14 protein-coding genes, 1 pseudogene and 1 riboswitch are annotated in these 21,806 nt (G+C 66.4%); of the genes and pseudogenes, 2 read left to right on the forward strand and 13 right to left on the reverse strand.

Annotation, left to right across the window (positions count from 1 at the left end; all coding sequences use genetic code 11):
- The 10 genes from pnp to Q1L59_RS16630 all read right to left on the reverse strand — a co-directional run.
- On the reverse strand, window positions 1-1,976 hold a 1,976-nt coding region (gene pnp / locus Q1L59_RS16585), incomplete at its 3' end, for a polyribonucleotide nucleotidyltransferase (RefSeq protein WP_300334391.1).
- 183 nt (window positions 1,977-2,159) lie between these two features.
- The gene (gene rpsO, locus Q1L59_RS16590; protein WP_300334393.1) at window positions 2,160-2,429 is read right to left on the reverse strand and encodes a 30S ribosomal protein S15; all 270 of its coding nucleotides are present in this window, start codon (window positions 2,427-2,429) and stop codon (window positions 2,160-2,162) included.
- A 209-nt stretch (window positions 2,430-2,638) separates the two neighbouring features.
- Window positions 2,639-3,241 carry a YitT family protein gene (locus tag Q1L59_RS16595; protein ID WP_300334395.1) on the reverse strand — a complete coding sequence of 201 codons (603 nt, stop codon included), beginning with the start codon at window positions 3,239-3,241 and terminating at the stop codon, window positions 2,639-2,641.
- Between the two features lie 29 nt (window positions 3,242-3,270).
- A complete protein-coding gene (locus Q1L59_RS16600) occupies window positions 3,271-5,958 on the reverse strand; it encodes an AAA family ATPase (protein ID WP_300334396.1) in 2,688 nt (895 codons plus the stop codon).
- A complete protein-coding gene (locus Q1L59_RS16605; RefSeq protein WP_300334398.1) occupies window positions 5,948-7,141 on the reverse strand; it encodes an ATP-binding protein in 1,194 nt (397 codons plus the stop codon). The genes Q1L59_RS16600 and Q1L59_RS16605 overlap by 11 nt, the downstream gene beginning before the upstream one ends.
- 140 nt (window positions 7,142-7,281) lie before the next feature.
- Window positions 7,282-8,421 carry a nickel/cobalt efflux transporter gene (locus Q1L59_RS16610; protein ID WP_300334400.1) on the reverse strand — a complete coding sequence of 380 codons (1,140 nt, stop codon included), beginning with the start codon at window positions 8,419-8,421 and terminating at the stop codon, window positions 7,282-7,284.
- A gap of 9 nt (window positions 8,422-8,430) precedes the next feature.
- A complete protein-coding gene (locus Q1L59_RS16615) occupies window positions 8,431-8,700 on the reverse strand; it encodes a metal-sensing transcriptional repressor (protein WP_300334403.1) in 270 nt (89 codons plus the stop codon).
- A 63-nt stretch (window positions 8,701-8,763) separates the two neighbouring features.
- A complete protein-coding gene (locus Q1L59_RS16620) occupies window positions 8,764-9,591 on the reverse strand; it encodes a formyltransferase family protein (RefSeq protein ID WP_300334405.1) in 828 nt (275 codons plus the stop codon).
- A complete protein-coding gene (locus Q1L59_RS16625; RefSeq protein ID WP_300334408.1) occupies window positions 9,582-10,637 on the reverse strand; it encodes an ABC transporter substrate-binding protein in 1,056 nt (351 codons plus the stop codon). Before Q1L59_RS16625 ends, Q1L59_RS16620 begins: the two co-directional genes overlap by 10 nt.
- Window positions 10,634-13,003, reverse strand: a complete 2,370-nt coding sequence (locus Q1L59_RS16630; protein ID WP_300334411.1) for an MFS transporter — start codon at window positions 13,001-13,003, stop codon at window positions 10,634-10,636. Before Q1L59_RS16630 ends, Q1L59_RS16625 begins: the two co-directional genes overlap by 4 nt.
- A 68-nt stretch (window positions 13,004-13,071) precedes the next feature.
- Here Q1L59_RS16630 and Q1L59_RS16635 point away from each other — a divergent pair, with 68 nt between their 5' ends.
- Window positions 13,072-14,880: an SUMF1/EgtB/PvdO family nonheme iron enzyme gene (locus tag Q1L59_RS16635; protein WP_300334413.1), complete on the forward strand. Its 1,809-nt coding sequence runs from the start codon at window positions 13,072-13,074 to the stop codon at window positions 14,878-14,880.
- A 108-nt stretch (window positions 14,881-14,988) separates the two neighbouring features.
- Here Q1L59_RS16635 and Q1L59_RS16640 read toward each other — a convergent pair whose 3' ends face one another.
- From Q1L59_RS16640 to Q1L59_RS16650, 3 genes are all read right to left on the reverse strand, one after another.
- A complete protein-coding gene (locus Q1L59_RS16640) occupies window positions 14,989-19,980 on the reverse strand; it encodes a M10 family metallopeptidase C-terminal domain-containing protein (RefSeq protein ID WP_300334416.1) in 4,992 nt (1,663 codons plus the stop codon).
- A gap of 67 nt (window positions 19,981-20,047) precedes the next feature.
- Window positions 20,048-20,147: riboswitch (cyclic di-GMP riboswitch) on the reverse strand.
- Window positions 20,148-20,424: 277 nt separating this feature from the next.
- On the reverse strand, window positions 20,425-20,799 hold the full coding sequence (locus Q1L59_RS16645) for an Hsp20/alpha crystallin family protein (protein WP_300334418.1): 375 nt from the start codon (window positions 20,797-20,799) through the stop codon (window positions 20,425-20,427).
- Between the two features lie 20 nt (window positions 20,800-20,819).
- Entirely contained in the window at window positions 20,820-21,251 is a 432-nt protein-coding gene (locus tag Q1L59_RS16650; protein ID WP_300334420.1) for an Hsp20/alpha crystallin family protein, read from the reverse strand.
- A gap of 197 nt (window positions 21,252-21,448) precedes the next feature.
- Between Q1L59_RS16650 and Q1L59_RS16655 the strand changes: the two are divergent.
- Window positions 21,449-21,682 (forward strand): annotated as a pseudogene (locus Q1L59_RS16655) (DnaJ domain-containing protein); the annotation flags it as partial.
- Between the last annotated feature and the right edge of the window lie 124 nt (window positions 21,683-21,806).

Consider the following 21,806-nt stretch of genomic DNA (forward strand, 5'->3'; position numbering starts at 1 on the left):
ACGCGCTCGTTGGCAATCTGCGAAATGTGCAGCAGGCCGTCGCGGCCGGGCAGAATGCTGACGATGGCGCCGAAGTCGAGCAGCTTGAGGACGGTTCCGTCGTAGATTTTGCCGACTTCGACATCCGCGGTGATCGACTCGATGCGGGCCTTCGCGGCGTCGGCCGCGTCACCGCTGACCGAGGCGATGGTGATCGTTCCGTCGTCCTTGATGTCGATCGTCGTTCCGGTTTCCTCGGTGATCGCGCGAATCACCGCGCCTCCCTTGCCGATCACGTCGCGGATCTTTTCCGGGTTGATCTTCATCGTGTACAGGCGCGGCGCGTAGCTCGATACTTCCTCGCGGTGGCCGGCGACCGACGAGCGCATCTGGCGCAGGATGTGAAGCCGCGCCTCTTTCGCCTGAGCCAGCGCGATGTGCATGATTTCCTTGGTGATTCCCTGAATCTTGATGTCCATCTGGAGGGCCGTGACGCCGCTCTCGGTGCCCGCCACCTTGAAGTCCATGTCGCCCAGATGATCCTCGTCGCCGAGGATGTCGGTGAGCACGGCGAAGCGGTTGCCTTCCTTGATCAGACCCATGGCGATTCCGGCGACATGCGCCTTGAGCGGCACGCCGGCGTCCATCAGCGCCAGCGAAGCACCGCAAACGCTGGCCATCGAGCTCGATCCGTTCGATTCGGTGATTTCGGAAACGACGCGCATCGAGTACGAGAAATCTTCCGGCGAAGGCAGAACGGCAATCAGCGCACGCTTGGCCAGTCGGCCGTGCCCGATCTCGCGCCGCTTCGGCGTGCCGATACGACCGCATTCGCCGGTCGCGTAGGGTGGGAAGTTGTAGTGCAGCATGAAGCGCTCGCGGTATTCGCCGGAGAGCGCATCGATGATCTGTTCGTCACGCCCGGTTCCCAGCGTGGCGACGACGATCGCCTGCGTCTCGCCGCGCGTGAACAGCGACGAGCCGTGCGCGCGCGGGAGGACGCCGGTGCGGATGGCGATCGGCCGCACGGTGCGCGTGTCGCGCCCGTCGATGCGCGGCTCGCCCGCCAGGATGCGGCCGCGCACGATCTTCGCTTCGGCGTCGGCGATCATGTTGCGCAGCGTGCTGGCGTCGGGTGCGCCCTCGTCGCTGGTGAGTGCGTTCACCGCGTTCGTGCTGATTTCTTTCAGGCGCTGGCTGCGCAATTGCTTGCTGGTGATGCCGTAGGCTTCCTGCAGATCGGCGGTGACGAGCTGATTCAACTTCTCATGAACGGCCTCGTCGCGCGGCGCCGGCGTCCATTCCCACTCCGGCTTGCCGGCTTCGTCGGCGAGTTCGTTGATCACCGCGATCGCCGCCTGCATCTGCTGGTGGCCGAAGACGACGGCGCCGAGCATGACTTCTTCCGGCAACTGCTGCGCTTCCGATTCGACCATCAGCACCGCGGCCTGTGTGCCGGCGACGACCAGATCGAGCTGGCTGTTGGCGAGCTGGCCGGCAGTCGGGTTGAGCACGTACTGGCCGTCGATATAGCCGACGCGGGCGGCGCCGATCGGGCCGTCGAAGGGAATTCCCGAGATCGTCAGCGCGGCCGAGGCGCCGATCATCGCCGGAATATCGGGGTCAATCTCCGGATTGAGCGACATGACCATGGCGACGATCTGCACTTCGTGGTAAAAACCTTCCGGAAACAGCGGGCGCAAGGGACGGTCGATGAGGCGGGAGGTCAAAGTTTCCTTTTCGGAAGGACGACCTTCACGCTTGAAGAAGCCACCCGGAATCCGGCCGGCGGCATAGGTCTTCTCGACGTAATCGACGGTCAGCGGGAAGAAATCCTGGCCCGGTTTGCCGGTCCGGTTGCCGACCACGGTGACCAGCACGACCGTGTCTTCCATCGACACGAGCACGGCGCCACTCGCCTGACGGGCAATCTCGCCGGTTTCGAGCGTGACGCGATGAGCTCCGTAGTTGAAGGTCTTCTTGACGATATTAAACATGATTCCCTTTCTCGATAGTCTGGCGCGTTCCTGCCCACGACTCCGGCAGGGAATTCAATCGACGCACCGATTTGCCAACAGAGCCGCAACAGCAGAAACAGCGGCGCAGCCCGTTTCGGGGCTGGCCGCTGGCGGCTTCTCGAACGCCTGCATCCCGACCGCTTTGTCGATCGGCCGGCAGGCTTATTTGCGCAGGCCTAGACGCTGGATCAGGGTGCGGTAGGAGTCGACGTTGGTGCGCTTCAGATAGTCGAGCAACTTGCGGCGCCGACTGACCATGCGCAGCAAACCCCGCCGCGAATGATTGTCTTTCTTGTGCTCCCGGAAGTGCCCGGTAAGGTCATTGATGCGGGCGGTAAGCAGGGCCACCTGCACTTCCGACGATCCGGTGTCGCCGGCGGCACGCTGGTAATCGGCCATGATCTGCGCTTTCTGCGCAACGTTGATCGCCATGTCAAACTCTCTTTCTTTGCAGACGGCGCCGCCCCGGTTTGATAGAGCCAAACGCCAGATGGACAGGTATTGTTATTCGCTTGGCGAAGCGAACCCGCGATTCTAACCGGATGCGCCCAGTGCGGCAAGCCGCGGCGGAGTCGATCGGAGGCCGGCGAAGCGCTTTGGCTCGGGCTGCAAGCGACCGCTTTCCGGCTGGCGCCGACCGCTCAGGCGGCCATGTAGCGCCCTGGACGGTGGTTGATCGCCAGCGTCAGGTTGAGCACCGCGGCGCCGAGCAACGAGACCAGGATGCGCTCGACCGGCACCAGAGCCAAAGCTGCGGCGATGATCGCCGCGTCGATCGCCAGTTGCAGGTAGCCGGCGCGCCAGCCGAAGCGCTCCTGCAGCCAGTGCACGACGATGTTCAGCCCGCCGAGGCTGGCGCCGTGGCGAAAGAGGATGATCATGCTCACGCCGGCCAACAGACCGCCAGTGATTGCCGCGAAGAGCGGATCGAGGCGTTCGATGGCGAGCACGCGCGGCAGCGCGTCGGTGGCGACGGCGAGCAGCCCGATCGCGCACAGCGTCTTCAGCGTAAAGGCGCGGCCCAGCGTGAACCAGGCGAAGGCGATGAAAGGGAGGTTGATCGCGAAAAGCAGAGCGCCGAGCGGCGCGGCGCTTGCATAGTGGCCGAGGAAGGCAAGCCCGACCGTTCCACCGGTGATCAGGCCGGCGTGCTTGAGCAGGCCAAGGCCGAGCGATCCGAGCAGGGCGGCAGCGGCGAGGGCCTGCAGGTCTTCGAAGAGGCTGTGACGCAGCGGAGCGGGCATCGGGCAGGCGGAGAGTGCAGCCGCCAATGCTACGCCGATTGCGCGCGGCTGGCGGGCCGGACAAGCGTGGCGCAGATTTCTTCGGCCAGCGCCGCGACCTCCGGCGGCGCCGCGGCGAGCACGTCCTCGCCGTTCGCCGCGCGCAGGGCCAGCGCCAGCGGCCGGAGGAAATCGGCCAAGGCGCTCTCTTCGAGCAGGGCGACGAGTTCAGCGGCTATCCCCAGGCGGTGGCACTCGCCAAGCTGTTCACGCAGGCGCCAGAAGGCGTAAGCGTCGCCGTTGGCCGCCGGTTGCGCGAGATCAGCGAGCAGCAGACGTGCCGAATCGCGGTTGCCGAGCCACAATTCGGCCTGCAGGCGCAGCGCGCGCATGCCGTTCGTCGTCCAGCGTGGCGACTCGCCGGTCGCCAGCACCTGGCGGAAAAGCAGCGTTGCCGCTGCGCGCTCTCCGCGTACCGCAAGCAGGCGCGCCAGGTTGGCGGTCACGAAGGGGTTGTCGGGATCGAGGTCGATCGCCTGGCGGTAGGCGGCTTCGGCTTCGTCGTAGCGGGCGAGGTGGTCCTGCAACAGGTTGCCGAGGCCGTTCCAGGGGTAGGCAGACTTCGCGTCGAGCGCGATCGCCTGGCGGTACGCGGCTTCGGCTTCGTCGTAGCGCGCGAGCTGGTCTTGCAACAGGTTGCCCAATTCCCGCCAGGCGCGAGCGTCCGGGATGTCGAGCGTCATCGCCCGACGCACCGCCTTGTCCAGCCATTCGTCGTTGAATTTGCCGGCCAGGAGGCTGACGGCGAGGACGAAAGCCGTTGGCTGTTCGGCGAAGCTGGCCATGCTCTGTGTGTACGACAGGCGCGAATCGGGGCAGTCCGGGAAGAAGTCGCCCGCGAGCGTCGCGCGGCGCAGCGTAGTGGCCGCGGTCGGCGAGAAGAGTTCGCTCCACTCGCGCCGTTCGTCGGCGAACACTTGGACGAGTTCCCAGTATTGGGACTCGCTTAGCCTCGCCGATTCCCTGGCAACACGCTCCTTTTCCGCCAGCGAAAGCGACAGCGAGCCCTTGACGGCGTCTATCCACTCGGTCAGCGCGTCGGCGGCGTGCGGGCATTGCGCCAGGCCGGCGTCGAGTGCGCCAAAGCGCTGCAGGTAGTCGTCGGCGGTGGCGTAGGCGCGATCGTCGCCGTCGAGGTCGAAGAGTTCGTGCAGCGCGCGCCGCGTGTCGGTTGCGTGCTGGCGGACGGCCGAAAAGACCGACCACTCGAGCTGGCGGCGTTCGGCGCGCGCTTCCGGCAAGGTCGAGGCGAGTGCGCGCGAGTAGTCGAGCGCGGCCTCGTCGACTTCGCCGGCCGCGTGTCGCGCAAGGCGAAGCTGCGCCTGGGCGAGCAGTTCTTCGCCCGAGAACCACAGGCGCATGAATTCGACCAGCCAGTTCAGGCGCTGGCGCATGCGGCGCGGCGCGTGGCGCATCAGGTACCAGACGTTGAACAGCCGCTCGCTCACCTGGTAGCCGTTGCGGCGAGCGCCGGGCAGACGCACCTTGTCGACCAGCGCTTCGCTTTCCAACCGGGTCAGTTGGCCGCTGACCGTGGTCACCGGCAGACCGGCCGTCTGCGCCAGTTCGCGCGCGGCTTGTGGCGCCCAGAGTTCCATCAGATGGGCGAGGATCTTGCGCGGCTGTTCGGCCAGGTTTTCCATGCGCGCCTTGTAGAGCGGCGTCATCATGTCGAGCAGGCCGCGCAGGTCGCTATGCACGTTGCCGTCGCCATTCGCCGCGAAGAGGTCGAAAAGCAGGACGGTCGTGCGCGGGTTGCCGCCGGTCATCGCGCGCAGCGCCTTCAGCCGCTCGGGGCGCGCGTCGAGGCGGGCGGCGAGCGCCGCCGCTCCGGCCTCGCCGCGCTGGCCGTCGATGCCGAAGACGCGCGCCAGGGCGAGCAGCGCCTGGCGCATCTGGTCTACGCCGAGCGGGCGCAGTTCGCACAGGTCGAAGAAGTCGTGAAAGGCGTCGTGGTAGTGGTTCTGCGCTTCCAGCGCCTGATACGAGGCGCCAATCCAGAAGATCTCCGGCTGGTGGCTGAGCGTCTTGCGCAAGCGCCAGAGCGGCGTCGCGCTGGCGTCGGCGATGGGGCGCTGTTCCTTGCGCGCCGTGCCGCCGCCGGCCAGGTTGGCGAATAGCAGGTCGCTGCTGTCGATCAGGAGGACGACGCGCTGCCGGTGCTCGGCAAGCCAGTCGCTGAGCAGATCGAGCGCGGCGTCTTCCTGTTCGGGCGGCGGCAGGGCGTCGATTTCGCCGATGGCGGCGTCGAGAGCGGCGAGTTCGGCCGTCGTCGCCCCCTGGGTTTCCAGATTGTCGGCCAGCGCGTCGAGCACGTTGCGCCAGAATTCGCTCAGCTTGCTGACCGTGTATTGTTCTTCGGGAAAGTCGAGGACGCGCCAGGCGGCGGCCAGTTCGGCGTCGTCGCGCACGGCGAGCGCCAGACGACGGAGTAGCGTCGTTTTGCCCATGCCGCGCTGGCCGGTGATCAGGATGTGCTGCGGAACCTTGCCCGCCGGCGTGTTGCGCAAGGCGTCGAGCAGGCGCTGCAGTTCGCCCAGGCGGGCGACGAAAATCGCCCGCAGCTCGTTGTCGCCCCATAACTGCGGGTTGTATTTCACGGTCGTGCCGAGCGGCGCGGTGGGTGGCTGCGGACGCAGCACGGCGGCGGCGCGGGCGCGCGACAGATCAGCGGCCATGGTTGCGCCGCCAGTAGTCGCGCAGCAGGAACGACGGGAAGTGGATCGTTTCGCCGGCGTCGAGATAGCCGTCTTCTTCGAGCAGCAGCAGCGCTTCGTCGAGGCGCTCGGCGCGCCGGTCGGGATCGGGCTCGTGGCGCGTCAGGCGGGTGGCGAGCTGGCGCCGGCTGAGGCCGTTTTCGCCGCGCGCGACAGCCGCCAGCAAAGCCAGCGTGAACGAGAGCTGTGGTTCCTGGAGTTCGCGCGCCAGGCGCTGAAACCAGTGGAAGAAACGCGAGCGGTTGGCCAGCAGGCGATCGTAGGCGGCGTCGATGTCGTCGGTGGTGAGCAGACGTTGCGCTGTGCGGTCTTCTTCGAGACGTTCGCGCGCCGCCTGCAGGCTGCCGTCGAGCAGGAGATTCAAGTAGAAGGGCGACAGCCAGCCGACGCGCCGGCAGAGATGCTCCAGGCTGTCGGCGGCGACCGGCCACTGTTCGCGCTGCGCCAATTCGGCGAGCATGGCGAGTGCGGCGGCAGGCTTGAACGGGCCAAGGCGGAAGTCCGCGCAGTCGTTGAAGCGCGTGCTCAGGTGATGGCGCGCGAGCAGCGCATTGAGGCCGATCGACCCGGAGAAGACGAAACGGCAGGCCAGCCCCGCTTGCTGGCGCCAGGCGCGCAGCCAGCCGAGCAGGCGCTCGCCGTCGAGCGCGTCGCGCGCCAGCAGTTTGTCGAGAAAGACCGAGAATTCGTCGATCAGGAAGAGTTGCGTCTGTCCGGAGACGCGCTCCTGCAGCGCCAGCGCCGCCTTGCGCCAGGGCGTTTCGGCGAGTGCCTGCAGTTCGAGGCCGACGCCGGCGCCGCCCGGAACCCGGACATCCACCTTGCGTAGCGACGCGAACACGCGGGTGACGGCGGCCCCCACCGAGCGGCGGCCCCCGCTCAGCGTTGCCTCGTCAAAGGCGCGTGCCAGTTGGTCGACGAAGGCTTCGGCGCTGTCGATTCCTTCGACATCGAGCAGGCGGGCCTGCCAGCCGCGTTCGGCTGCTTCTTCGGCCAGACGCTGCAGGAGCGAGGTCTTGCCGAGCCGGCGCGCGCCGCTGAGCACGACATGGTTGCCGGCCAGGTAGCGCCAGAGGTCCTCGCGTTCGGCCGTGCGGTCGAAAAAATCGTCGCCGTCCGCCTTGTTGCCTACTCTGATCGGCACGCCGGGTCTCCCATCGGGTTGTTGTCGGCGACAGTATCAATGCAAGGATGAATTACGTCAACGGTGTAGTGATTCAGTTTTGAATAATTTCTCCGGGCCGGAGTCGGACCTGCTTCCCCGTGGCGCAGGGTGGCCGCTGCTCAGGCCAGCGCCAGCATCCCCTGGTAGCCGAGATAAAGACCGACCAGCAGGATCAGCGCGCCGGAAAGATACGGCGCTTTGCGCGCGAATTCGCCGAAGCCCTGCCAGCTTCGCGCGACGTGCCTGACGCTGAGGGCTGCCAACGTTCCCGAGAGCACCATGGTCAGGGCCAGGCCGAGGCTGAAGCAGAGGACCAGCGTCGCGCCGAGGGTAATTTCTTTCAACTGCAGGCAGAGCAGGAGGACGGTGATCGAAGCCGGGCAGGGGATCAGCCCGCCAGTCAGTCCGAAGACGATGATCTGCCCGGTTGTTGCCTGTCGGTTGGCGAAGCGCCGGCGGATGTCGTTGGCGTGCGCCAGTTCGTGCGCGTCGAGCGACTCCGGTAGCGACAGCGCGTGCGCGTTGGCGCCGCAGTGCTGCGCATGGCTGTGCCCATGCGCATGTTCGTGTTCGACGAACTCGAGTTCGTAATCGTGGCTGTGCGTGGCGTGCCCCAGGCGCAAACGGGCGATGAAGGCGTGCGGCTCGGGAATCTCCTGCTCCGATTCGAGGAAGCCGTCGCCTTGCCGAAAGGTGAAGCTCTGCCGGCAGCCGTCCGCGCGCTCGGTTTCAATCGAGACCTCGGCCGCTGCCCAGGCGTCGCCGTAGGCGCCTTCCCGAAACAGCCGAAAACGTGGCGGCACGCCGTCCTCGAATACCTGCAGGCGGACGAGCCCATGGCCGGTATCGATCAACCGGCCAGCATCGGCATGGTGGTGGTGATCGTGCTCGTCGTGCGCGTGTCCACTGGCGCGCTGCTCGCGCCAGGTTCGCCAGATCATCCACAGCGCGACGCAGACGATGACGATGGCCGAGGCGACTTGCAGATACGGCTCGCTGGTTTCCGCACTCCACTTCTGGCCGAAATACATGCCGCCGAGCGCGATGGCCCAGACCACCGCCGTGTGCGAGATCGTTGCCGCAATGCCAAGCAGAACAGCCTGCGCTACGGTGCCGCGGATGGCCACGATGAACGCCGCCATCATCGTCTTCGAGTGACCGGGCTCAAGCCCGTGCAGGCCGCCGAGCAGGATGGCGCTGGGGACGAAGAGCCAAGCGTTGGCTGCGCCTTGCCCGAGCAGCGTCGAGAAGCTGGTCATCGGAGATCCTCAGAGGAATTTGCTGATCGCTTTGCAGGCCTGGATCGCGTCGTCTGCACTCTGTGCGCCGCTGTGCACGGCGTCTTCGAGGCAGTGGTCGATGTGATCGTGTACGAGCAGCTTCTTGGCGTTGCATACCGCCTTCTCGACGGCCTGCAGTTGCTGCGCGATTTCCAGGCAACTGCGTTCCTTCTCGAGCATCGTGACGATGCTACGCAGATGACCTTCGGCGCGCTTCAGGCGCTTGATGATGTCCGGGTGGCTGCTGTGCGTGTTCATTCGACGGATCCTATCCTGATGGAGAGGATGCGTCAAGGCGTGAGACGGTGGCTTGCTCCGCGCTCAGGCGCTGGCCGAGTCCGGGGATGGGCGCAGGAAGCGGGCGAGCAGCGAATCGTAGGATGGCGCCGTCCACAAGTGATGTCCGGCGGAGAGGAAAGCGTCGATCTCGCTGGCGTCCGGCAGCGAACGGTAGCGTCGCCGGCTGCGGTCCTGTGCCTCGCCGGCGACCGCTTCGCCGTTGGCCAGGCGGGCGAGCAAGTCGAGCAGCGGCGCGATGGCCAGCGGGTAAAGCTCGGCGATCTGCGCCAGCAGGCCGAGTTCGCGCCGGTAAGGCAGGCGGGCGAGCGCGATGATCGGTCCGCTGTCGACGCCCGCGTCGACGCGATGCAGGGAGCAGACCAGTTCCTGGCCACCTTCGGCAACGGTGCGCAAGGGCGAGAACAATCCGGCGTAGGCGGGCAGTTCGCCCGGGTGGATGTTGACCACGCCGTGCCGGGCAACGGCAATTGCGGCGGGCGCGAAAATGTGGCTGAAGCGCGCCGAAACGATCAGGTCGGGCGCGTAGGCGGCCAGGCGGCTGAGCATGGCAGGCGAGTTGATGTCCTCGACGACTTCGCAGCGCGTCGCGTAACGCGCCGCCAGGCCGGCGAACGTTGCCCACTCGCCGACGCCGCCGGCAGGCGCGCTGTCGATCAATGGGAATAGGCGGTCGATCGGCAGAACGCGCTCCAGGTAGGCGAGCCGGGCGAGTTCGGGAATCTGGCTCTCGGCTGTGCGTGCCTTGTCGGAGAGCAGAATCCATGTCGGGTGACCGGCGAGCCGCGGCATCAGGCGATTCAGAAAAATGCAGCCGTGCAGGTCGCGCTTGACGCAGAGGATCAGTCGCATCGCTCTCCTTTCTCGAAAGTGCCAGCGCAGTCGCTGCCGCCGACGATTTCCGCCACATCGAGCAGTGGCAACGGCGGGTAACGACCGAGGCGGCGGGCTACGCGCAGGTTGATCAGGTAGGAGAACTGGCGCGGCAGTTCCACCGGCAGTTCGCCCGCTCGTGCGCCGTCGTGCAGGATGCGCAGCGCCAGGCGGGCGGTGAACTGGCCGACGTAGTCGTAGCGCACGACCACGCCGAGCAAGGCATCTGCCTGTCTGACGGGCGCTTCGGCGGCGGCAAAGACGGCAATCTTACGCGCGACGGCCTGGCGGGTGATCACTTGCCGCTGGCTGTTGAGAAAACTGTCCGGCGAGAAGTAGAGCAGATCGACGCCGGCCGCCGCCAGGGCGGCAATCCGCTTGGGAAGCGCGCCGGCCTCCGGCCTGCCGCCGGTATCGAGCGGCAGCGTTTCGACGTGCACCGCGAAACCGAGCTGCCCGGCAAGCGCCTGCAGCTCGGCCAGACTGAGGCGCGAATTGGTTTCCGCCGGATTGAGCAGGAATCCGACGCGCCGAAAGTCCAGGTACGCGCGCGCCGCGCGCAACTGCTCGGCCACCGGCAGCAGGTATAGCGTACCCGCCAGATTGCGTCGGGAACCGGCGAGCGAGGGCACCAGGCGGCTGTGCACCGGGTCGGTGACGGCCATGAAAACGACCGGCATTTCGGTCAGGTGGCGTTCCGGGTCCACCGCGTCCCAGGTGCCGACGGCGGCCAGGGCGACGCTCGTTCCCCAGACGACGACCAGATCAGGCCGTATCCGTTTGACTTCGGCGACCAGGCCGGCGATCCGCCGCTGGTCCTGCGCCGCGTCGAGCAGCGTAAATACGGCCGGCACGTTCTGACGGCGAAAGTAGTCCTGAAAGCCGCGACACGATTCTTCGCAGCCGCGGTAGAGCAGCATCGCTATGCGCCAGGGCGGCTGCGCGGCGCGGCCGCTAGTGGCGCCGAGCGAAACGGCCAGGAGCAGCGTGGCGAAGGCGGTGCGTACGGCGCGCGCGCTTCTCATTCTGATCGCAGTGGCGAAGTCGCCACTTTGTTTGCCGCCGTCTGCCGCCCGTGTTCCTGCGCGCCAAGGCAGACGAGGCTGGCGGCAAGAACGGTGACACCGAGTGCTGTGAGCGCTGCCGACGCGCCGCTGCCGGCCAGCCAGAAGCCGATCCAGAGCGGGCCGATGACGCTGCCCAGGCGCTCGAGCATGCGCACGGCAACGGTGACCGCCGTGTCGCTGGTCGGCGCAGCGAGGCGCAGGGCAAGCGACTGCATCGCAGCGCTGGCCAGACCGGTGCCCACGCCGAGGCCGGCAATCGCCACCCAGAGCGCGTGCTCAGCGGGCAGCAAGCCGCTGCCCGCGAGCAGAGCATCGCCGCCGATCACCACACCACCGGCAATCGTCAGCGATTGTCGCCAGCCATGACGGTCGGCGAGCCATGCCGCCAGCGGATTGATCGCGGCGACCAGGAGGAAGTACGACATCATTACGCGCCCGATCGCTGCTGGTGTCTGGCCGAGTTCGTGCAGGACGAGCGGCGTCAGATAGAAGAGCAGGCCGGCCAGCGCGATCTTCGTCGGCAGCGCGCTGCCCAGCATCAGGGCGGCGAAGCGCCGCCGGCCGAGCAGACGGAGCAGTTCGGCAAAGCGCAGCGACGCTGCCGGCCGCGTGGCCGCGGCGTCGCCTCCGGCGGCCAGCGACATTCGTCGGTAGGACAGCCAGCCCAGCGCGGCGGCGATCGCGGAAGCGGCGAGAACCCAACGCGAGCCGAACTGGTCGGCGAGCACGCCGCCGAGCGCCGTACCGCAGATGGCGGCGATGCTGACCGCGCTGACGAACAGCGCCAAAGCGCGGGCGCGTTTGGCCTCGCCGCCGAGAACGATCAGTTGCCGCTGACCGGCCATCGTCGCCGCCGCATAGCCCAGCGCGCAGAGCGCTCGGGCAGGCAGCAGTTGCCAGTACGCGTCGGCCAGCGCGGCCCACGCGAAGCCGCCGACGCTGAGGACGACGCCGGCCGCGAACACCCGGCGCATTCCCCAGCGATCGGTCCACTTGCCGGCGAAGGGCGTTGCCAGAGCAAAGCACGCCATGTAGACGGCGATCGCGACGCCGACCGCCGTCTCCGGCCGCCAGCCAGCGCTCGGTTCGGCAAACGAAGCAAGGTAGAGCGGCAGTGAAGCGCGCGACAGCTCTTCGCTCAGGATGAAGAGAAACAGCGGCAGGCGCAGTTCCTGCACGCGGTCGAGGTCGGCGGCGGCCGTTGCGTTGCCCGCGGGCAGCCGGGCGAGCAGCGCGGCGAGCAATTCGCGGAAAACGAGCACGGCGACCAGCGCGACAATGGCGATGTCCGCCGCGAGCTCGAGCAGCCGGTGATCGACGAAGCGGGCGTCGCCGGCGACCGCCAGGAGCGCCGGGCCGGCAGCGCGTTCGATCCAGCCGTCGGTGGCGTCGCCGTGTTGCGTGAGCAGCCGCCCGTCGCCGGCGATCAGCCGGACGGCGGCGACTTCCGGATGCCGTTCGACGATTTCGGCGAAATACGCGGCCAGGCGCGGAATCTGGTCGAGCGGGATGGCGAGCGCCGCTGCTCGCTCCAGCTTGCCAGCCAGCAGGTCGGCGACACCGCCGAGCTTGCTGGCGATTGCCGGCTGCAGGCTGTCGGCAAGCACGGCGCGCGCCTGGCCGGCGATCGCCGCCCCGGCGGCAATCATCACGGCCAGGGCAAAGAGCAGGACGCGGCGGCGCAGGTCGGGGTGCCGGCGCAGCCAGGCGAGCGCGGCCAGCGTGCTGACGGTCATCAACACGGCGACCACGGCCAGCGGCGCGGTCAGCGCGTCGATCATTTTCGCTGTGCCGGCGGCGAGCGGCGCTTCGGCGGCGTAGAGGCGCAGCCCGGCGACGATCTCGTCGGCGCCGTCGCGCACGGTGCTGGTCAGGGTCGGCTGAGCACCCACCATGCCGTGCTGGAAGCCCTCGCTGGCGGCCATCGCGCGCCACTCGGCGGGCGACAGGCGATGGCCGACGCTGGCCGTGCGGCCGGCAAAGACGATCGATGCGCCGGCGCGCTCGAAGCCGACGATTTCCACTTCGGCCAGCCCGGGCTCGGCCGCCAGCAGGCGCTGCACGAGGCCGGCAAGCTGCTCCATCTCGGAGACGCGCAGACCGCTCAGTGCGCCGGTGCGCAAGGTCCCCGCCAGGTCGGCGGCCTGGATTTCGATGCGCGACAGCGTCAGCTCGACGAGCAGATGCTGCTGCTTGTTGACCAGCATCGCGGCGAGCAGCAGCAAGGTGAGGACTTGCGCGGCGAGCAACAAGGCGGCCATCCGCCACCAGCGGCTGCGCCAGACCGGCAGTTCGCCGATGACGGGATTGAGTCGCGAAGACACTGGGCAGCGACGGTTGGGGGCGGCAGGAATAGGTCGTGAGTCGATTTTTTATACTACCATTGTCGCCGATGAACACACTGCGTTGGCTGATTCTGACCTGCTGCACGCTCATCGCCGGATGCGCGTCGCCGGCGTCGCTGTCGGCGGCCGAGCAGCGTGTCGCGCTGGTCGTCGGCAATTCTGCGTATCGTTCCTCGCCGTTGCGCAATCCCGGCAACGATGCGCGCGCCATCGCGGCCAAACTGAGGAAGCTCGGCTTTGCCGTGATCGAACGCGAAAACCTGCAGACGCGGCAGATCGCGCCGATGCTGCGCGAATTCCGCAGCCGCCTGCGCGCGGGCGACGTAGCGCTCTTCTTCTACGCCGGACACGGCCTGCAAGTGCGCGGAATCAATTACCTGCCGACGGTCGATGCGGATATCACGAGCGAGGACGACGTGCCGCTGAACAGTATCAACGTCAGTCAGGTGCTGGAAATCATGGAAGAAGCGAAGACGCGCTTGAACCTGATGTTTCTCGACGCCTGCCGCAACAACCCGTTCACCCGCCGCTTTCGCTCGGCCGCGGGTGGCCTGGCGCGCGTCGACGCGCCTTCGGGTACGCTGATTTCCTTCGCCACCCGACCGGGCAGCGTGGCGGCCGACGGCGACGGAGAGCACGGCTTGTACACCTACCATTTGCTGCGCCAGATCGAGGTTGCCGGGCAGCCGATCGAGCAGAGCCTGAAGCGCGTCGTCGCCGGTGTGCGCAAGGATTCCGGCGGGCAGCAGGAACCGTGGATGGAAGGCAGCATCGACGGCGACTTCTTTTTCGTCGGCACGTCGGCGGGCACTGGCGCAGCCGATTCGGGCGCCGGCCAGTCGGCCGCCGGTTTCGAAATCAGCTTCTGGGACAGCATCAAGAACAGCGACAGTGTCGACGACTTCCGTGCCTACCTGGAGAAGTTTCCGCAAGGTCAGTTCCGTCCGCTGGCGGAAGGCCGCTTGCGCCGGCTGACCCAGGCCGCGGCGAGCAGCAGTGCGCCGGCGGCGGCCGGCGAACGCGCGGCCGCTACGCTGCGCGACTGCGCGGACTGCCCGGAACTCGTGCTGGTTCCTGCCGGCAGTTTCCTGATGGGTGCGCCGACGCGTGAAGCAGGGAGCGGCGACAACGAGCGCCCGCGCCACACGGTCACCCTTGCCCGGCCACTTGCCGTCGGTCGTTTCGAAATCACGCGCGGCGAGTACGCGGCTTTCGTCCAGGCCAGCGGCTATCGCGGCGAGGCGGCGTGCCATGTCTGGGTCGGTAACGAATGGGTCAACCAGGTCGGGCGCAGTTGGCGCGACCCCGGCTTTCGCCAGACGGACGATCACCCGGTGGTCTGCGTCAATTGGCACGACGCGCGCGCCTACGTCGCCTGGCTGGCGATGAAGACCGGCAAGGCCTACCGCCTGCTCAGCGAGTCAGAATGGGAGTACGCGGCGCGCGGCGGCACGCGCACTTCGCGCTATTGGGGCGATGACCCGGCGCTGGCGTGCGAGTACGCCAATGTGCACGACGGCGATGCGCAGGAACAGCGCCGCTTTAATTGGGAAGCACACGATTGTCGCGACGGCTTTGTCGAGACGGCGCCGGTCGGACGTTTCAAGGCGAACGCTTTCGCGCTGCACGATCTGCTCGGCAATGTCTGGGAATGGGTGCAGGACTGTCAGTCGGTGAACTACATCGGCGCGCCTGGCGACGGTTCGCCGCGCGAACACGACAATTGCCCGCAGCGCGTCTATCGGGGGGGAGGCTGGAGCGGCCCGGCGTCGGTGCGCGCGGCGGTGCGCAACAGCAACGCCGCCGGTTATCGCAGTCAGTTGCTCGGTTTTCGCGTCGTTCGTCCAGCGCCCTGAGCGCTGGCGGGAATGGCAGTGCCCGGCGCAGCGCGTCGGGCGGGTAGGCAGCATGCCTCGGCCGGCGTGCGGCGCGAGGCGTGCCGCACGCCGGCCGGGCAATGTCGATCAGGCGATCAGCGCAAAGTCGGCGTAGCTCAGTTGCGCATGCGTCGCGACACCGACCACGGCGATGGCGACCGCTGCGTCGCCGCCGTAGCCGTCGGCGTCGTAATACAGATCGCCGGTCGTCGTGTTGTAGACGATGCGGTCGCTTGCATCGTGCGCCTGCGTGACGCCCGCACCGGACCAGAACTGGTCGGTGCTCAGCCTGCCCACGGTCGTGCCGAGAGCGCGGAAGGCGGCCAGATTGAGCTGGATCGTGTCGCTGCCGGAGACGAAGTCGGTCAGCAGATCGCGGTTGTTGGCGCCGCCCGGGGTTTGGTCGAAGACGAACTGGTCGGCTCCGGCACCACCGGTCAGGCTGTCGTTGCCGCCGCCGGCGATCAGGCGGTCGTTGCCGGCGCCGCCGTTGATCGTGTCGGCGTAGGCTGTTCCGCTGAGGACGTTGTTGCCGGCATTGCCGATGATCGACAGCGAGTTGCCCAGCGCGCGCGCGTCGACGTTGAGCGCGGTGGTGCCGCTGCTGACGGCAATTTCGCCTGCTCCGCCACCGATCACGACACGCTCGATTCCACGGTCGCCGGCAAAGAGGGTCAGCGTCCCGGGTGTCACGGCCGAGAAACGGACTTCGTCGGTGCCGTTCGTTCCGCTGTCGGCGATTTCTGCCGCCAGATGATCAAAGCCTGACGCGATCAGATAGATGTCGGCGCCTTCGCCGCCGTCGAGCACGTCGATTCCGCCCTTGCCGTCGAGCAGGTTGTTGCCGGCATTGCCGCGCAGCGTATTGGCCAGGGTATTGCCGGTCGCGCTGAGGTTGCCGCTGCCGCCAAGGACGAGGTTTTCGACGAAGTCGCCGAGCGTCCAATTGACACTGCTATAGACGGTGTCGTTGCCGCCATTGTCGCTGCGGCTGCCATTTGGCGACGTTTCGCAGACCTGATCAGCGGCATTGTCGACGATGTAGCTGTCGTTGCCGGCGCCGCCGTACATGCTGTCGGCGCCGAGACCGCCGTCCAGGACATTCGCGCCGGTGTTGCCGAGCAGTCGATTGCTCAGCGCGTTGCCGCTGCCGTTGAGATTGTCGGAGCCAAGCAGCGTCAGGTTTTCCAGGTTTGCGCCGAGTGTCCAGGTCGCGTTCGTTTCAACCGTGTCGATCTCGCTCGCCAGTGTCGAGGTTTCGATCAGCGTATCGCTGGCGTCGGCGACATAGACGTCGTTGCCCGTGCCGCCGATCAGCGTGTCGCTGCCGCCGCCGCCAATCAGCCGGTCGGCGCCGGCACCGCCGTCGATGCGGTCGGCGTAGTCAGTTCCGGTAAGGACGTTGGCACCGGCGTTGCCGAGGATCGACAGGCCGTTGCCGACCAGCGCGGCGTTGACGTTGAGCGCGCCCGTCCCGTTGGTGTTGGCAAGTTCACCCAGGCCGCTGCCGATGACGACGGATTCGATTCCGCGGTCGCCGGCGAACAGGGTCAGCGTGCTTGCCGTGCCGGCGGCGAAACGGACTTCGTCGTTGCCGCTCGTTCCGCTGTCGGCGATTTCCGCCGCCGGGTGATCGCTCGCCAGCCCGATCAGATAAACGTCGGCGCCTTCGCCGCCGTCGAGCAGATCGACGCCGGCCTTGCCGTCGAGCACGTTATTGCCGGCGTTGCCGCGCAGCGTATTGGCCAGGGTATTGCCGGTGGCGCTCAGGTTGTCGCTGCCGCGCAGCACCAGGTTCTCGACGAAGTCGCCGAGCGTCCAGTTGACGCTGCTGTCGACCGTGTCGATACCGCCCGCGTCGGCCGCGTTGCCGGGGCTGCGGGTTTCGGATACGCGGTCGGCAAGGTTGTCGACGATGTAGGTGTCGTTGCCGGCGCCACCCGCCATCGAGTCGGCGCCGAGTCCGCCGTCCAGCCGGTTGGCGCCGTTGTTGCCGTTCAACTGGTTGTTCAGCAGGTTGCCGGTCGCGACCAGGTCGGCGCTGCCGAGCAGGCCGAGGTTTTCCAGGTTGGCGCCGAGCGTCCAGTTGACGCTGCTGAGAACGGTATCGATCTCGTTCGCCAGCGTCGATGTCTCGACGATCGTGTCGGCTGCGTTGTCGACCACATACGTGTCGCCACCGTTGCCGCCGGTCAGCGTATCGATGCCGGCGCCGCCGTCGAGCCGGTTGGCGAGCGCGTTGCCGGTCAGCACGTTGGCCAGCTCATTGCCGGTCAGGTTGTTGGCAACGGAGCCGACGACGGCTGCATTCTCGATATTCGCGGCGAGGACGAAGGTCGCGCCGCTGGCATTGATCGCCACGCGCACGTTGTCGGTGCCGGCATTGGTGGCTTCGCTCAGGATGTCGCCAGTGTGGTCGACGAGGTAGGTGTCGTCGCCCTCACCACCGATGAGCTGGTCCGCACCGCCCTGTCCGTCGAGCGTATCGTTGCCGCCGGCGCCTTCCAGGCGATTGCTCATCGCGTTGCCGATCAGCAGGTTGGCGGCGTCGTTGCCGAGCGCGTTGAACTGACCGTTGCCGCGCACTTCAAGGTTTTCGATGTTGGCAAGCAGGCCGTTCAGGCTGATCGTCTTCGCCACGGCAGTGGTGAACACGACGCGCAGCGTGTCGTTGCCGGCGTTGGTGCTCTCGCTGACGTTGGCCAGTTCGCCGTCGGCGTCGAGGACATAGGTGTCGTCGCCCAGGCCGCCGACGAAGGTGTCGATTCCGCCTTGCCCGTCAAGAATGTTGTTGCCGCTGTTGCCGCTCAGTCGATTGGCCAGGCTGTTCCCGGTGGCGTTGGTGCTCGCCTCGCCGGTCAGCACGAGGTCTTCGACGTTGTTGCCCAGAACGAAGCTGATCGACGAGTAGACGCGGTCGCTGCCGCCGCCAATTCCCTCGTTGACCACATCGCCGATATTGTCGACGACGTAGCTGTCGTTGCCGGCACCGCCATTCATCACGTCGGCTCCGGCGCCGCCGTCGAGAAAGTCGTTGCCCATTTCGCCGGTCAGAGTGTCGGCACCGCCCAGTCCGGAGATCTGGTCGTTACCAGCGGCCCCGGCGAGCGTATTGCTGCTCTCGTCGCCGTTCACAATGCGGCCAGCGACGGTGGCGGCTTCCAGCGTGTAGCTGCCGGTGCCGCCGCGTGCATCGCGCGCGAGCAGATAATAGGTGCCGCTCGTCGTCGCCGCATGAACGATCTGCGCATTGCTGTTGCCGACGGCGACGTTGTCGTTGCTGGCGATCGCGGCGGACAGCGTGGTCGTGCCCGTTCCGGCGGAGTGCAGCGAGAGAAATGCGTCGACGGTCGATCCGGGTGCTTTCAGATCGAAGACATAGGTCGTTCCGGCGCTCAGGCTGACGGCGAACAGGTCGCTGTCGGCAGTACGCTCGAGCCAGCCGGTGAGCGGGCTGGCACCGACGGTAAGCTGGCCAGCCGTGGCCAAGGTCTGGCCGTAGTCGTCGCTGTTCGCCGCGTCGTCGTTGAGGATCGTGCCGCTGGCGCTGGTCGTTCGCAGGACGAGACCCGACGACGGGTTCGACAGGCTCACGATGAAGGATTCGTTGCTCTCGACGACACGGTCTCCCTTCACGGCCAGCGAGATCGTCTTTTCAGTTTCGCCCACCGCGAAGGTGATGCTGCCCGAAGTCGGGCTGGCAAAGTCGGTCGCTACATCGGCCGGTGTCAGTCCGCTGCCTTGCACGCTCCAGTTCAGCGTTTGCACCGACGAACTTGCGACGTTCAGGCTGAGCTTGTAGGTGAAGATCGTCGAGCCGCTCTGACCTTCGAACTGCTGGGTCAGGTCGCTGCTGATCGAGACCTGCGAGCGCAATGCATTGCCGAGGAGTTCGCTGATCGATTTGCTGCCATCGGCAAAAACGAAGGTTTCCATGTTGCGCACGACATCCGAGCCGCTGACCGTGCTGTAGAAGTTGAAACCGACGCTGTCGGAATAGGTGTAGGTATAGCTGCCGTAGGCGCCGGAGAAGACGACGCTGTCGCGACCATCGCCGCCGTCGAGCAGGTCGTCGCCCAGGCTGGCGACCAGGACATCGTCGCCGGCGCCGCCAAACAGGCTGTCGTTGCCGGCGCCGCCATCGAGTCGGTTGGCCAGCGCATTGCCGGTGATCTGGTCGGCCGCCGAACCGCCGACGGCATTCTCGATGTTGCACGAGTAGGCGATGGCGATGTTGTTGGTCATGCTGTTGCCCGAGGAGAACGAGCCGGGCGCCAGGTTGATCGTGCAGTTCGTATTCCAGCCGCTGAGGTTGAGCGTGTCGTTGCCGCCTGCGTCGTAGATGGTGAGGATCGGGTTGGCGTTGAGCGCGAAGTCGAAGATCGGCGCCAGCGAACCGGTGACGTTGCTGCCAAAGCCATAGACGGTGTCGCCAGTACGCGTCGTCGTTTCGGCACCGTAAATCTTCTGGATGGCGAGAACGTCGTTGAGCATCGGCGTCTGCGGCGAGTAGGTGCGGCCGTCGCGACCAACCCAGTCGGCCCAGGCGATGTCATTGCTGCTGCCGCGGCCGGTGTTCGGGCCAAAGTACGACATCACCGAGTAGACCTGGCTGTCCTGGAACGACGAGGGCGTCCAGTTGCCGGAGCCGTTGTAGTTGCCCATGTGGTCCAGGCCGAAGGCGTGCCCGAGTTCATGCACATAGACCTGGAACGAGTACTGACCGATCTGCGGCGACATCAGATCGGCATAAGCGCGGTTGAACCAGACGCTACCGATCGACGGATAATAGGCGTGCGCGTAGCTGACGCCGGTGCTCGAGGTGCCGATCTCGATGTTCGAGCCGCCCGTCGTCGTCCGCACGAGGTCGGGCGCGATCAGATCGTCCCAGGTTTGCAGAGCACGCTCGGCGGCCGTCTGTTGGGTTGCATTGAGACCTACGAAACCGGCGAGTTCCTGGCTGCCGTACATGCCAGAGGCTGCCGTCGGAAAAGCGTAGGTGATGGTTGACCCGCTCCAACTGTATCCAGAAATCAACTGGTCCAGAATCTGTTGCTGGGTCCACGTAGCGAGTGCCATTGAAAGCTCCTGTTGCCGCGTGGACGCAAAGCTTGAGGAGGCACTCGATAGCGCATAGGCGCGCATTTCGGGCAACCCGGCCACCCTTCCAAGTGCCGATCCGGCAACTCGGGGTAGGGTCCGTGGCTTTGCGTCCGGAGGTCACCCTCCGTTTGCCATTGAAAGGATGGAAGCGATAGCCGGAAGAACCAGCCCGATTCACACCCACCGAAAAACGCTCCTACTCTAGTTCAGCGATGGGCGCAAGTCAAGGTGAATCTGCGCTGCACGGTCTGGAATCTGTGACCGATCTCACGACTTGCCGGTGTTCGGCTGAGGCCAGCGATCTGGGAGGATCTTGGCCCGGAGGAGGGCGCCCGGCGCCGGTCGGCGCGTCGCCGGGTGGGCGAGCCCCCAGCCGAGGCTCGCCCGATCTTGGGCTGGCAAGATGCTGCCAGCCGGCTTCTACAGGATCTTGATTTCGACCCGGCGTGGCTGCGCGTGCTCGGCCTTCGGGATGGCGAGCTTGAGCACCCCTTGACTGAACTCGGCGGCCACTTTCGTCGAATCGAGCTCCTTCGAGAGCGTGAACACCCGGCGGTAGCGCGGCAGGCTGACTTCAGCGTGGCTCGCTTCCATGCCGGCCGGCATTTCGAGGTCGATGTCGCCCTCGATGGTCAGCGCGTCGCCCTCGACGTGCAGTTGGAGCTTTTCCTTCGGCACACCGGGCATGTCGGCGTAGAGGGTGATTCCGGATGCGTCCTCGATGACGTCGACCGGCGGCATCAACGCGGTTTCTTCGCTGCCGGCTTCCTTCTTGGCGGTTCGATTGTCTGACATGTTCGGTCCTCCTTACTGAATCACTGAATCGTGATACGGCGCGGTTGGGCGGCCTGCCTGCGGGCGATGCTGATGCGCAGCACGCCATCGCGGTACTGCGCGTCGACGGCGCCCGGATCGATGTCGTCAGGCAGCGTGACGACACGGCGGAAGCGGCCGGCAAAGCGTTCGTCGATATGCACGGTGGCCTTGTCGCCGGGGGTGGGCAGCTTGCGCTCGCCAGCGATGGTGAGCACGCCCTTCTCGATCTGCACTTCGAGCGTGTTCGGGTCGACGCCGGGCGCAAAAGCATAGATTTCAACCGACTCCGGCGTGCCGCCGACGTTCATCGCCGGAAAGCCGCCGCGCGCGATACCGCGAATATTTGGCGACAGATGGAAGGTCTGCTGCATCTCGCGCTGCAGCCGATCCAGTTCCGCCAGAACGTCGCGGGGAAACAGGGAGCGGTACATCATCTTCATTCCTCCATGCGGTCAGGTGAGAGGGACGCCGTCTCCGGCGCTCGTTGCCTAGATGGGGCCCGTCTGGCGCGTTTCAATATCTTGCGGGCGGCCTCTGCGCGGTCGCTTCACCTTTTGCACGGGTGCAGCATCGACTAACATTGTGCGTGCAGCACTACCCCTTCAATTCGGATTGCGGAGGATCGTGCATGGAATACAAGGACTACTATCAGATTCTCGGCGTGCCGCGCGAGGCGGCTGCCGACGAGATCAAGAAGGCCTTCCGACGGCTGGCGCGCAAGTATCATCCGGACGTTTCAAAGGAGCCAGACGCCGAATCGCGCATGCAGGAAGTCAACGAGGCGCATGCCGTACTGTCCGACCCGGAGAAGCGTGCCGCCTACGACCAGCTCGGACGCGGCTATCGACCTGGCCAGGAGTTCACTCAATGCTGTTGAATTAGGCCATGGCGATTCGTTTGCCTTTATCGACCTGCCATTTGGAGATGGGCTTCTTTGATACGCGAGGCTGCGAAGGCCGAGGCGTTCGTGGGGGGTAATAGCGCAC

The organism is Accumulibacter sp., from assembly GCF_029255125.1.
Lineage (GTDB): Bacteria > Pseudomonadota > Gammaproteobacteria > Burkholderiales > Rhodocyclaceae > Accumulibacter.